Annotated in this window: 11 protein-coding genes; 7 read left to right on the top strand and 4 right to left on the bottom strand. The window is 62.4% G+C overall.

Features of this window, described 5'->3' with window-relative positions:
* The first annotated feature begins 14 nt into the window (after positions 1-14).
* Positions 15-761: a CBS domain-containing protein gene (locus tag ACIBVQ_RS16400; protein ID WP_399178237.1), complete on the top strand. Its 747-nt coding sequence runs from the start codon at positions 15-17 to the stop codon at positions 759-761.
* A gap of 190 nt (positions 762-951) precedes the next feature.
* Positions 952-2,844 (top strand): DNA/RNA helicase domain-containing protein, encoded by a 1,893-nt coding sequence (locus tag ACIBVQ_RS16395; RefSeq protein WP_399178236.1) that lies wholly within the window; start codon positions 952-954, stop codon positions 2,842-2,844.
* Positions 2,845-2,885: 41 nt separating this feature from the next.
* On the opposite strand, the gene ACIBVQ_RS16390 is transcribed toward ACIBVQ_RS16395, so the two are convergent.
* Positions 2,886-3,419, bottom strand: a complete 534-nt coding sequence (locus tag ACIBVQ_RS16390; protein WP_399178234.1) for a hypothetical protein — start codon at positions 3,417-3,419, stop codon at positions 2,886-2,888.
* Between the two features lie 515 nt (positions 3,420-3,934).
* On the opposite strand from ACIBVQ_RS16390, the gene ACIBVQ_RS16385 reads away from it, so the two are divergent.
* Positions 3,935-4,600, top strand: a complete 666-nt coding sequence (locus ACIBVQ_RS16385; RefSeq protein WP_399178232.1) for a hypothetical protein — start codon at positions 3,935-3,937, stop codon at positions 4,598-4,600.
* 154 nt (positions 4,601-4,754) lie between these two features.
* A complete protein-coding gene (locus ACIBVQ_RS16380) occupies positions 4,755-5,633 on the top strand; it encodes a serine/threonine-protein kinase (RefSeq protein WP_399178230.1) in 879 nt (292 codons plus the stop codon).
* Between the two features lie 19 nt (positions 5,634-5,652).
* On the opposite strand, the gene ACIBVQ_RS16375 is transcribed toward ACIBVQ_RS16380, so the two are convergent.
* From ACIBVQ_RS16375 to ACIBVQ_RS16365, 3 genes are all read right to left on the bottom strand, one after another.
* Positions 5,653-7,053, bottom strand: coding sequence for a serine/threonine-protein kinase (locus ACIBVQ_RS16375; RefSeq protein ID WP_399178228.1), 1,401 nt, complete (start codon positions 7,051-7,053; stop codon positions 5,653-5,655).
* A gap of 121 nt (positions 7,054-7,174) precedes the next feature.
* Positions 7,175-7,624: a hypothetical protein gene (locus ACIBVQ_RS16370; protein ID WP_399178226.1), complete on the bottom strand. Its 450-nt coding sequence runs from the start codon at positions 7,622-7,624 to the stop codon at positions 7,175-7,177.
* Complete coding sequence (locus ACIBVQ_RS16365; RefSeq protein ID WP_399178225.1) at positions 7,605-8,264, bottom strand: DUF433 domain-containing protein; 660 nt, start codon at positions 8,262-8,264, stop codon at positions 7,605-7,607. Before ACIBVQ_RS16365 ends, ACIBVQ_RS16370 begins: the two co-directional genes overlap by 20 nt.
* 709 nt (positions 8,265-8,973) lie before the next feature.
* On the opposite strand from ACIBVQ_RS16365, the gene ACIBVQ_RS16360 reads away from it, so the two are divergent.
* The 3 genes from ACIBVQ_RS16360 to ACIBVQ_RS16350 all read left to right on the top strand — a co-directional run bounded on the left by ACIBVQ_RS16360 (position 8,974) and on the right by ACIBVQ_RS16350 (position 12,634).
* Entirely contained in the window at positions 8,974-10,356 is a 1,383-nt protein-coding gene (locus ACIBVQ_RS16360; protein ID WP_399178224.1) for a hypothetical protein, read from the top strand.
* An 864-nt stretch (positions 10,357-11,220) separates the two neighbouring features.
* Entirely contained in the window at positions 11,221-11,871 is a 651-nt protein-coding gene (locus tag ACIBVQ_RS16355; protein ID WP_399178222.1) for a hypothetical protein, read from the top strand.
* A gap of 19 nt (positions 11,872-11,890) precedes the next feature.
* Positions 11,891-12,634, top strand: a complete 744-nt coding sequence (locus ACIBVQ_RS16350; protein WP_399178221.1) for a hypothetical protein — start codon at positions 11,891-11,893, stop codon at positions 12,632-12,634.
* Positions 12,635-12,937 lie beyond the last annotated feature (303 nt).

Below are 12,937 nucleotides of genomic sequence, written 5' to 3'. Positions count from 1 at the left end.
CCGTGGAGTGATTCATGCTGCCCGCAAACGGCGAGCGCGGCATTACGCTGCGCATCGAGCACCTTCCCACCGCACGTCTGCCCAGACTCGTCAGTGTCACTCCGGACGACACTCTGAAACGCGTCAAGACTCTCTTCACCAGGCACAGGTACGCCCAGTTTCCCGTGCTGACCGACTCCTCAACTCCTGCCGGGGCCGTGACGCGAAAGAGCATCATGTCTGCGGACATGACAGGCCGCCTTCTCACCTTGACCTCCGTTACCGAGCCGGTCAAAGTGGCGTCGATCGACGAGGAGGTCAGGAAAGTCTTCCCCACCGTTGGCGCGCCTCGCTTCGTCCTCGTTCGCGATGAAGGCGGGCTGATCAGTGGAATCGTCACACTGTCCGATGTCAACAAGGCCCACCAGAAGCTGAGCGGTCCCTATATTCTCATCGGAGAGATCGAGTCACGGCTTCGTGAGATTCTCACTCATGTCTGCCCCACGGTCGACGAGCTGCGAAGCGCTACCGGTAGGCGGGCCGTTGAAGCTCCCAGCGAGCTGACCATGGGTGACCTGGAACGTGCTTTCAGCAGTGAAGACTGCTGGACCAGGCTCGGCTGGGACATCGATCAGGATGTCTTCACAGGAGAGCTCAGGGTTGTGCGAAGAATTCGCAATAAGTTTGCGCACTATCACGCCAGCCAGCTCTCCGAGGCCGAGAACAACCAGCTCACCGAGTTTCTCGGCTGGCTGGAGGAGCTGACCCCGGAGCGTCGATGACAGTTGACGGCCACGAAACACCTCGGAACGGCGTCGTGGGCGTTGCCGGGCTCCCTTGCCTGCTCAGGACGGTCTCCCGTCGAGGTTCCTCGCAATGGGTAACCTCGTCTTCAGACGGGAGGGGGTTACCACTGGCAGACGGGTACTGGGTGACCGCCGAACCCGGCACTCGATCGTAGGAGCGTTCAGCATGTCTAACCACAGTTCGGCCGCGGTCCGTCGTTCAGCACGGGACCTTGCCGCGCTGACGTCGAAGGACGGCAGCGCGGTCAGCAAGCTGATCGCCGCCGAGCTGAGTGCCCCCCAGAACACAGGGCCGTCCTCGGCGGAGACTGAGTCCTTGCAGAGCGGCCTGGCGATTCTTTCTCGGGACCTGATCGAGGCCGGGCTCGGTGATGTGGAGATGCTGGTCGAGTTCAAGCTGCCGCTCACCAGCAAGCGAGCTGACGTCATCCTGGCGGGAATCGATCCGCGCACCGGCGAGGACGCCTACGTCATCGTCGAACTGAAGCAGTGGAGCCAGGCCGAACTGTACGAGGGTGATCCGAACCTCGTGGTTGCCTCCACGGAGAACGACCAGCCCAAGCTGCACCCGGTTGTTCAGGTGCTTGGCTACTGCGACTATCTCTCCGACTTCATCAGTACGCTGGAACATCACCACGAGAGGGTCAGCGGTGTCGTTTACCTGTATGAGGCAGGTGACGAAAACATCAAGGACCTGTACGGCCATGCTCAGGACGAGCGGGCCAGACTGTTCAGCAGGACACGGCGCGATGCCTTTCTCGACTACCTCCAGGAGCGGTTCGCCCCTCTGCCCGGCATCGGTGCTGCCGACCGGCTGTTGAGCAGCGCCGTCCGCCCCTCCAAACAGCTCATCAAAATCGCCACTGAGGAAATCAGGCATCGCGAACAACTTGTCCTCTTGGCGGAACAACGACTCCCCTACGAGATCGTTCTGAACGCCGTGGACAGGGCCCGCACCGCAAACTCCAAAGAGGTCGTCATCATCACCGGCGGCCCAGGAAGTGGAAAAAGCGCTATCGCCCTATCTTTGCTCGGCGAACTCTCACGGCGAGGACATCGTGTTATGCATGCCACGGGTTCCCGCTCGTTCACCGAGACCCTGCGCCGAGTCCCAGGCAGGGGATCCAGCAAGGTGAAGAACCTCTTCAGGTATTTCAACAGCTTCATGCAGGCCGATCCAGATGGCCTTGATGTGCTCATATGCGATGAGGCCCACCGGATCCGCGAGACCTCGCAGAACCGATACACCCCGGCTCGCCTACGTAGCGATCGGCTCCAGATAGATGAGTTAATCGACGCCGCGCGAGTCCCCGTCTTCTTCCTTGACGAACATCAGGTGATACGCCCCGGCGAGATGGGCACCACGGCCGCGATCAGAGGCCGCGCGGCAGCGCGTGGATTCCGTGTTCATGAGGTCTCTCTTGATGAGCAGTTTCGCTACGGCGGTAGCCGTGCCTACGACGAGTGGGTGCTGCGGCTCCTCGGCCTTCACGACGACCCTCCCGAGCCGTGGATGGGCGACGACCACTTCGACGTCTCTCTCGCCGCGTCGCCGCATGAGCTCGAAGCACTTCTACGGGTCAAACACGACCAGGGTTACTCAGCACGCGTGACGGCCGGATTCTGCTGGCCGTGGAGCGATCCCCGCGAGGACGACACTCTCGTGCGCGATGTTCGGATAGGAGACTGGTCCCGCCCATGGACCGTCAAGGGTGACCGAGCCGTCGGTGAAGCGCCAGCGAGTGCCCTGTGGGCAACTCAGGAAGGCGGCTTCGGGCAGGTAGGAAGCGTTTACGCTGCTCAAGGATTCGAATACGACTGGAACGGCGTCATCATCGGACCCGATCTGGTCTATCGCGACGGCAGGCTGGTCACCATGCGTTCCGCCAGCAAAGACCCGGCCCTGACAAGAGGAACGACCGCCGAACAGGCGGACCGGTTCGTCCGTAACACCTACAAAGTTCTCCTCACCCGCGGTCTGACGGGTACGGTTCTGTACTCGACCGATTCGGAGACACAGGGCTTCCTAGCCAAGCTCCTTCCTCCCGCGTCCGGGTGACCCGAAAGGATCATCTTGGATGGTGGTGGTGCGTCGAGGTGTCAGATCTCGTCCGAGGAACGCGTGGGAAGACCTTCACGACGGGCGATCGAGTTCCAGAGAGCCACGAATTCGGCTTTGGCCCTGGAGGCTGTAGCCGATGCGGCGTTTCCGGCGTCATAGAGCGGATCACCGACCGTCGCGCCTTGGCATCCGCCGGCTTCGAAACGCTTGGCCCACTTGAGGTACGACTTATCGGCGCGGTGGGAGGCCGAGAGCGCGTTCATGAGCGTCGACTTCAACTCGTCGCCGCCGTCGAGAGCGTCGAGCGCAAGGCCTTCAGCCCGTTCAAGCTGCTCCTTTCGCTCATGGGTGACCTGACGAATGGTCCTGATGCCCTGTTCGGCCTCGGTGCACGCGAGGACCTGCCCGATACCGCGGCGCAGAGCCCCTCGGCTGGGTTCGCTCAGGGCGAGGATCTCGTCGACGGTTACGGCCTGCTCATGAGCCACCGACGTTGGGGAGGGCGTCGGAGGGGTTGTTTCCACGAACACCGAGGAAGCGGACGGTGCCGGTGCCTCTCGCGCCTCGGCCACGAGTCGTTCCTGGGGCCGCTCCCGCTGGGAGAGGTAAACCGAAACTCCGGCAAGCGTCGCGGCCAACCCTGCTGCGAGCAGAATGGAGACCGCTGCAGCCCTGCGGCCTCGAAATGTCAGCCCTTTCGGCTCATCGGGTTCCGGAATCGCCGGAGGTGCCGCAGGGCCACCGTCCGCCCGAACCCACCAGCGCCAGTACGGCGGCGCCGAGGGCCAGTCGTCTTCCGGCCCTCCCCAGGCCACGCTGGGAACCCAACCTTCTGGAGGAGTCGGCCAACCGGGAGGGGCGTTGAACCGCCAGTTCTCGCCAGGACATGGGGGGATGTTCAAGGGTGCTCGCTTCAAGGGTACGCGGATGATCTGGAGGAGGTCGTTCACATCTTGAACGGTCAGCACCGGATGACAGGGATGCGGATCTCCGCCCGGTGGCCGCGCATCCGATGGACAGGGATTGTCGTCATGAGGATAATCGCGTCCTGATTGATCTCCCGACTTCTTGATCGGCAGGGTTTTTCATGCGGATTCCCCCTCGTCCCGGCCCCACGTGGCAGTTCAATCCCCCACCAGGCTGGCCACCTGTCCTGGACGACTGGGAGCCGACGGAAGCCTGGGGAGGCCCTGAGGAGGACTGGCCACCGGCTCCGCCGTACTGGAACTGGTGGATCGTTCCAGAAAGTGTCCCACGAGTCACGGAATCCGCAACCAGCCCTGCCATTCCCCCTGAAGGTCGAGAAGACCAGGCGAAAAAGACTGAGAAGGTCTCACTACGCGGCGCGGTACTGGCCGGAGCGGCAACCGGAGCAGCGATCCTTGCGATCGGGCTGTTCCTTTTTCGACCTCTCATATGGAGCAGCGAGGACAGCCCAGCCATCACTAAAAACTCCGCCGTCACCGACGATTCGGACACCGCCACCGGCGGCGGCGCCACCGGCGCCGACATCGCCTACGAGACCGAGTGGACCACGATCCGGACAAGACAGGTCCACATCAACAGCCCGGCGTGCTCCGCCATCGGCTACAGCGAAGCCGCCTGTTTGGCGAACCCGGGGCGTTGGGTGTCGGAGCCATACTCCACCACACGCCGAGGATTCGTGTGCGCCGCCGACTTCGACGAGGCCTCCCGTCTGGCCGCCACGAACAATGCGCGGCTCACCGGAAACATCCTCGAAAAACCATGCTAGCCGCAAGCAGCTTTGCTTTCACTTTGCACGGCCAATACATCTGAACATATGTTCTTGATCGCCGCACCCCTTTGTGAGGCATAGATCAGCATACTTCGAATGGAGAACCCCGCAGGGGAGCCGGGTTCCATGGTGAAAAGAGGCCGAGGATTCCATGGTGGTCGCACAGCGTTATGAACTGCGTCGGCTGATAGGTCGTGGGGGCATGGGAGAGCTGTGGGAGGGCGTCGACGTCCGCCTGAACCGCCAGGTGGCCCTCAAGCGTGTCCGACAGGACAGGATCACCGAGGAGTTCGTCCGGCGTTTCAAGCGTGAAGCGCGGATCATGGCGTTGCTCCGCCATCCCGGCGTGCCTGTCGTCTACGACTTCGGGGAGGACGAGCATGGGCTCTTCCTCGTCATGGAGTTCATCGACGGCTGGACCCTCACGGATGTGCTCGACGCGCACGACACGCTTCCCGTGGCATGGACGGCCCTGATCGGCGCGCAGCTCTGCGCCGCGCTGGCGGCGGCGCACGACCATTCACTCGTTCATCGTGATCTGAAGCCGGGCAACCTCATGCTCCGCCGCGACGCGACCCTCGTCCTGCTGGACTTCGGCGTCGCGGCCGTACCGGGCTCACCCGAATTCTCAGTGATCACCGGAACACTCGGGGCCCCTGGAACCGACCGGTACATGGCTCCCGAGCAGGCCTATGGCGGCAAAACCAACGCGCTGACCGACCTGTATTCCGTTGGCTGCATCCTGTACGAGATGCTCACCGGACAGGTCTTCCACACGACGACCGGCGGACATCTCTTCCCTACCCCATATCCCGCGGCGCTGCTGGAGACCTCGGCGCCTCGGGAACTCGACGCCCTGGTGACGGCCCTGCTCGATGAGGATCCTGGCCGGCGTCCACAACGAGCCAACGAGGTCTTCCACCGGCTGCTGCCGTTCGTCCAAAAGCTGCCACCGCTGCCCGGCGTGATCGACCGCGCGCCGAGACCGATCCATCTGTACGCCGGGGCGGTGTCCCGGATCGGCTGGTGACCGTTTCGGGGAGAGCCCCTCAGCCGGTGATCCCCAGCATCACCTCGGCGGCCGTCGGCCGTTCCCGGGGGTCCTTGGCCAGACAGTCGGCCACCAGCGCTCGGAGCGCCACAGGCAGCACGGACAGATCTGGGTGATGGTTGACGATCATCTTGTAGACCGCAGGCAGGGAGGAGGCGTCGAAGACGTGCTTACCCGTTGCGCCGAAAAGCATGGTCGCACCCCAACTGAATAGGTCGGACGCCGGCCCGACCGGCTCACCGGAGATCTGCTCGGGAGACATGTAGGCCGGAGTGCCCTTGAGAACGCCGGAGGTCATCGTGATCTGGTCCAGCGCCCTGGCGATCCCGAAGTCGATCACGCGAGGACCGTCCGGGCCAAGCAGGACGTTGGCCGGTTTGAAATCCCGATGCACGATTCCTGCGGTGTGGATGCCCTTGAGCGCCGCCGCCGTCCCGACGGCCAGCCGGGTCAGACTGTCGCCGTCCCGTGGCCCCTTCTCCCTGACCAGTCGGTCCAGGGAGGGGCCGGGGACGTACTCGCTGACGATGTAGGCCAGGTCTCCGGCGACGTCGGCGTCGATCACTCTCGCCGTGGCGAAGGGACGCACCCGCCGGGCCATCGCGGCCTCCCTGACGAAGTTCTCGCGTTCGGCCGCGCCGCCCACGATCCGATTGTGCATCACCTTGATCACCACCTGCTGCCCGTCCAGCCCCTGCGCGAGGTAGACCGTCCCCTGGCCTCCCTCACCGAGCTTCCTAATCAGGGGGTACGGCCCAACCATGCCGAGGGAGCGGAAGATGGCCCCATCCACCATGCCGTTCACCGAGGGTGAGGAAGGCGTCGGAGGAACTGACGGTGCTTGGTAGGGGCTGGTGGGAGACCGGTACGACGGAGAAGCCCGCGGAGTCTGATACGAAACGGTGGGAGGCCGGTACGGCGGCGCGGCAGGCGGAGCCTGGTACGAACTTGCAGCGGGCGGAGCCTGGTATACCGGTGGCATGGGGTGGTGCCGCCGCACCACCGAGGGCGCATGCCTTGGCGGTCGAGGCCCGAAGACCACCGACCGGAGCACAAGCGTGTGTATCGTGCCGCCTAGCCAGCCTGTGAGCATCCAGATCGTCGCGGCCGTGTTGACGTGAGGATCCTGGGTCGCCGGATTGTTGTCACTGAAAGTGATGGCGATCGTGCAATAGGCCATCAGCAGTAGGCCGTAGGCACCGGTCGCGAAGCTCAGGTTCCGGTTTTTCAGACGAAGTGCGGCGTGCCCGACGATGAAGGGCGTCGCGAATCCGCAGGTGTACAGCGGCGCCAGCGCCCAGACCAGGCTGAGGGGAAAACCCCGCCAGGAAGGCCGGTCGGGAATACGCCCGCCGGTGTCGCGGTGATGATAGGAGGCGGAACCACCGGCGGGATGCACGCTGAAAATAATACGAACCTCTCGGGTCCCGGCGGGAAAATCGCACAAAAGAACCGACGGCGTCGCGGATCGTCGTTCCGGAAGCCGAACTCGGACCCGCCCACGGCCAGAGCACGTCAGGTCACGCCGAGTCCGGCCAGTATTTGGGCGGAGAGACGGCCGGGTCCACGACGCGTAGACGGCTGGCAGGCATCGGATCGATGCCTCGCAGGATTACCGGACGCTGCCCCTCCGCTTCGGTGAGAAGCTCCAAGGCGACGGGAAGACCGGCGGCGACCGTGGCAATCGCGAGCCCTACTCCGGCCAGCCCTGGATGCCGGTGGGGATACTCGATCCGGTGCAGCCCGGAAGCCGCGATCGCCGCGACCTCCCTGGAACGCTGCATCTGCCGGGCGTCGTTCGTCAGAACGGCGTGAAATCCCTCATCCGCCGCACGAGGGTAGAGGCTCTCGTCCTTGGTCCCAGACCAGCGGTCGAGGTCGAGCAGGTGAACGATCTCATGATTCAGGATGAAGGCCTTGATGGCCTGGTGGAGAGGTCTGGAGACGTTCTCATCCAGCAGCAGCCTCACGCGACTCCCTGGGGGGATCGGGGTCGTAACTGTCGACGTATTCAGCGAAGTCAGCGGCGTCCAGGGCCGCGGTGGCCGTGACGCTCGGGTAGTAATCGGAGATCCGTTCCGCTGGAACCCCGTCTCGGAGCAGGGCGGCGACCTCGTTGTAAGGCACGCGAGTGCCTTCGATCACCGGCACTCCCCCGCGAACCGCCGGATCCACCGTCACATGGGGGCGAGGCTGTAGCAACGACGGGATGTGTCTGCCGTCTCGGTAGAAGGGCTGCAGAACGTCCACCATCTGGTGGATGACCACGTTGGCCTTCCTCCGCACCAGATCGACGGCCTGGTCAGAGGCCGCCAAGTAGATGGTTCCCGCGTCGGCGACCAGTTTGTAGCTCGACAGGTGCTCCCGCTCCTTCAGGTCGTCGCGGAGCGTGTCGAGCGCTCGCCTGATCTTCTGTAGCGACGCGTCGTTCCGCAGCTTGACGCAGGTCCGCAACGCGACCACATCACGGAAGGAGTACAGGACAGGACGCCTGCTGGAGACTTCGGGAATCAGCACCGCTCCACGCCTGGCACCGGTATTGCGCCAATGTGAGAGCTGGCGAAGCGTGGCCCCGGAGAGCGCCGCGGCCAGTTTCGGATCGTAGACCACTGCTTCTCCTTCCCGCATTCCGTATGCCGCTCTCTCGTGCCCCCATCATCACAAATCTCTCTCGCCCTGTCAGGCGTTACACGATCTTCGCCTCACCGATTCGATTCTTTGTCGAACGCGATGAACGTCACCGTCTCGCCCACCTGTCCGGTTGGAAAGTCAAATCTTTCGTTCCGGATGGTGAAGGCCATGACCTGGAGATGAAAGAGCAAAACACGATACGGCCTGAACCTGTCGACGGCCCCTCCTGATGGCACGGGCGCCCAGGACCACCCTTTGCACGTTCGAACAGTTCGGTAAATTCATTAAATAAAACACCAAAAACTATCAAACGAGACACCGAAGCAGGGATCGCCGAGCTCCTTGCATCAGCCGAACCCGGCCTCCCGGGTAGGTCACAGGAATCACGAACCACGTCGAAGAGCGGGGAAGTGGAGCAGGAGAATGCCGGGCTCGCCGCTGACGCGAATTCCATGGTTGTGACCGTGCGGAGAGATCGAAGTCATTATCCGATCCCTAGAGCCTGGGCTCGTGGCGAATCGACGAGAGATCATGAATCCGTGATCAGCTTTACATGGGACCTTAGGATGCCTCCAGAACAATCGATGTCAAGGTAAAAGAACACTCCCCATCCGGTTAGAGGATCTTTCGCCCTTCGGTGGCAAGCTCATGGTGGTGCGCACCGGCCGCACCTACGGAAGGGGTGAGGTTGAAGCCGACAAGAAAGTCCACGCAGGACGTGCTCAAGGAGTTGGCGAAGCCATCGAACATAGCGGTTCACTCAAGTGCGGCACTGGTCGGCAGCGTGGAAAAGACCGCGGCAAAAGAAGACCGAAAACGGAAAGAGAAAGGAGGGCGGCAACTACGTCGGAAGGGCGGTCTTTCTGCCCTTCCGGGTTCTGAGGTCGGGAAGTCACTTCGACTGACTCCGTGGCATCTGCTACACAATCTCGCCCAGGCTCTCTCCTTGTCACGTCAAGGCGCCGGTCGCGGCCTTGCGGAACACTGGGGAAGCCTTAAATACTGCCAGGCGCTGACCGCAGCCCCCGATGCATACATACGATTGTCCGGCGAAGGCAAGGGCATAGCCCGGAACTACAAGAAGCTCCAGTCACACGAGCTGGCGCAGGGGCTCGCCCTGGCGCTGGCCAGGAAAATTCTCGGAAAGCGCTACCCGGATCATTTCGTATCGATCGTCAGCGCAGACGTCGTCATCCGTGCGGGATGGCCAAAGAGATCATCCGGCTATCCGTACCAGCCTGACTTCTTCGCAGAGGTCTGGAAGCCAGGTGAACCGTCGCGAGTCTTTCCGATGGCGGTCAAGGGGAACCACGGGCGAGGGCCTAATTCTTCCTATAGGCAGCTCGCGGCGTGCTCGGCCTATGCGGAGGCCGTGCACATCGGAACATGGGGCCGGACCCCCTGTCTCGTCTTCAGTACGGAGTTCTCAGCGGAGGGTCCCGTCACGACCCACTGCCTCCACGCCTCTGGAGAGGGTGGCTGGTTGTCTCCTTCACCCAAGCACCCGCTGGAGAACCTGGACGACGTCGCCAGGGACTTGAACCTCATGCCGGGAATCCAGCCTCCCCTCACAGGGAGCAAGGTCCCGGATTCCGAACCTGGGTTTCACGTCCAGCTCCAGCACTACCCCTGGTTCCATCACGTCCTGGCACGGACGGCCACGGCCGGAGTGGCGGCATTCGCCGGCGACGGTGGCACCACCGCCCAGTATCTGACCAAACGCCAGGGGCGTGATCGCTATGCCACCGGTTTCGCGCACCCTACGACAGGAAGTGTCAAGGACGCGGGTCATGTACTGTTCGACATCCCGTTCGTCGGCACGGACCACGTCTTCCGGTTGAACGACAAGCGTGTGGAGGCGTTCTCCGGAGTAGCGGAGGATCTGTTCACTCTCCTCTCCCCCAGAGGCAGGAACGACAAGCCGCTGCCGGGAGGAGTCGAGCAGTACCGCAGAGAGATATACGACAGACGTGGGACCTGGCCCGAGCAGGTATGGGACGAGGAATGGGGAGGTCCCGTCTCTGTCCACGAGGACGGAACCGTCCTGGCGATTCGCCTATTACGCCTCTGACCACTGACGACCTGGTGGCCGGAGCACACGTACTGATCCAGAAATGTGAACGTGATCGAGAGCGGGTGCCCAACAGCGGCTGTTTGCCCTCGATAGCGGCCTGGAAGCCTGCGGTACTTCGACAGAAGCGGAGGACTGTCCGCGCCGGAACAAGATCGGCGTGAAGCGCTGCGGCTCCAGGCCGCGAACATGTTCGCCGGAAAGATCTCACCGCCGCAGGTCGCCCGTCTGCCGGGCGTTACCCCGCTCATCGAGCCGCCCACCGCGACGGCAACGAGGTCACCACCTGGATCAAGCGGACCTGGCCCGCGTAAAGCACCCGAGCGGCCTCACGATCTCCAGTTCGGAGCAACCTCCAGCTTCACTCTCAGTACTGTGTGGAGCACCACTTCTGCGGATGCTGATCCGCCGTCCTCTGGAGGACTGCCGTACTCGATGCGCCTCGCGCACGCCGGTTATCAAAGCACGTCAGGGCCACGACGCCACGCGCCCGACTTCTACAGCCCTGACCGGTCAAGCCTTCAAGTCGTTATGACTTCGCGCTTCAGGGGACGGTCAGGCTGCCGCCCGAAGCGTCCGTCGAACACCGATACCTTCTCGCTGACGATCGACGACCGGCATGAAAAGTCACCTGGACGTCATTTCTCAGAGACTTCCGGATGGAAGTCTCCACCCTCAGTCGAAAGTCGCTCGAAAATAACTCCGAGTAGCCGTCCAACTTCGAACCATCCGTATGATAGATGACAAGAAATGTCAACACTTGAATGTCATGCCATCCGTGCAGATGATCTTCTCAAGGAGATCACGAGGGCCAAAGCCAAAGGAGGGTAAGGGCCTCTCTCAGTCATCACCAGAAAGGCGAAAATGATTACCGGTAAGTGGCGCTTCATTGTCGTCTCAGCACTCTCCGCGATGGCTGTCGCGGTGGCATCGGTCGTGACGCCTACGTCACTTCTTGCCAACACCTGGCCATTCGATGGAATGTATCCCGACAAGAGCACGCACAGCTGGTGCTATCACTCATCGGTCAGCTCGACACTCAAGTCCTACATCCCGGGGGCGATGGACAATCTCTACACCTCGACCACCATTCCCGGAGTCCCTCAACATGCCACATGCGACTCACAGAATTCAAATCAAGACGGCGACCCGGCGACCGACGTCATGTGGATCCAGGGAAACCTGAACGGGGCGTTCGGAACCGCCCCCTGTTTCGTGGAGACGGCGTCCAACAGTACTCACTGCGACCAGCGAAAGGTGACCATAGCAGCCAGCACCATCGAGGCCTCACAGTACCCGCATCATCAGTATATTAAGACGGTGTGTCACGAGTTGGGACACACAGCCGGATTCGATCATTATTCGGCCCTTGCCAGCCCCCCGGCCATCCCGCCCGGAGGCGTGCTGGACTGCATGACCAGCGGAGATGTCAAATACGCCAGCAATCCTACCGGATCATGGATATGGCAATACAACAGTCACCACATCAGTCACGCGAACTCATGGTGGCCCTGATTTGGAAAGGACTCAGTCAGTGAAGCGGTCTGTCGCTGTCCTCGCCATTGTTTCGGCCCTTGGCCTGAGCGGCTGTGCGGAGAAGGAGGCCACCGGTGGCATCTCCGCAGCCCAGGCTTCCCAGGAGAGGCGCGAAACTCTTGACGTATCAGCCCTTCGGATCATGGAAGCCGACTTCCAGGCCTTACCCTCGCCGGAGGCGCTGGCCGGGGTTCAGTCGATTGTCGCTGCGGGTGTCGTGGACGGCTGGCAGGAAGGCCCCGCTCTGGCCTCCTATCCCAACGGACCTCTCGAACACCGGATTTTCCTCAGAATAAAGGTCACTCAGCCCCTGAAGGGGCTCAGGGAAGGGAAAATCAAAAACGATTCGGTGATCCTTGTTGACCTGTACCGAGGCGCTGTCGTCCGGGACGAGTCGAAAAAACCGGAGGAGTGGCTGCCCAGGAAGTCTCCAGAGGACTTCGAGAAGTCCATTCCCTCCGGCACCAGGGCTACGGTTTTCGTGAACGAGCACCTCCCGTACGACGGAGCCGTCGTGAAGCCGGGGGCACCCCTCCCCGAGAACGCCATTCTCACCAGCCCCCCTCCTCAGGGCCTCGTGTTCGAGGAGCAGGGACTTGCGCAGCAGAACAAGGCCGGTGTCCAGACACTCGTCGGCGGAATCGAACCGCTGGACGTCGCGGGAGCGCGATCGGGATGGCTGGAGCCCAAGAACATGGACGAACTGATCGACCGTCTCAAGCTTCATGGTTTCTCCGGATGAGATCTCAACAACCAGGCTAGAGACAACGTGCCCGCCGAACCGGCTCGCCGGGTGAATCCTTCACGAATCTAAGAACCCGCTTCCAGGGGCCGCCATGGTGATCGCATGCCTCAATCACCATGGCGGACAGGTTTTAAGAGGATTTGATGCTGAACTCTCGATTGGTATTGAGCGGCGAGTACCTTTCACGATGGAATGCCGCGGTTACGGCCCCGAGCAGCATGAGTGCTGAGGCACGACCGGGGTTGAAGACTGCGCAGCCGCGGCATCGTCGCGCGCATCGCCCGCTGGGGCGTCGAGTCC

Origin of the sequence: Streptosporangium sp. NPDC049376 (genome assembly GCF_044466505.1) — a bacterium.
Lineage (GTDB): Bacteria > Actinomycetota > Actinomycetes > Streptosporangiales > Streptosporangiaceae > Streptosporangium.
This window is presented reverse-complemented; position numbering and strand designations above follow the sequence as displayed.

What these genes read in the sequence shown, in the direction of transcription:
- ACIBVQ_RS16400 (WP_399178237.1), top strand. Translation starts at nt 15, where the DNA reads ATGCTGCCCGCAAACGGCGAGCGCGGCATTACGCTGCGCATCGAGCAC.
- ACIBVQ_RS16355 (WP_399178222.1), top strand. Translation starts at nt 11,221, where the DNA reads ATGATTACCGGTAAGTGGCGCTTCATTGTCGTCTCAGCACTCTCCGCG.
- ACIBVQ_RS16385 (WP_399178232.1), top strand. Translation starts at nt 3,935, where the DNA reads ATGCGGATTCCCCCTCGTCCCGGCCCCACGTGGCAGTTCAATCCCCCA.
- ACIBVQ_RS16380 (WP_399178230.1), top strand. Translation starts at nt 4,755, where the DNA reads ATGGTGGTCGCACAGCGTTATGAACTGCGTCGGCTGATAGGTCGTGGG.
- ACIBVQ_RS16395 (WP_399178236.1), top strand. Translation starts at nt 952, where the DNA reads ATGTCTAACCACAGTTCGGCCGCGGTCCGTCGTTCAGCACGGGACCTT.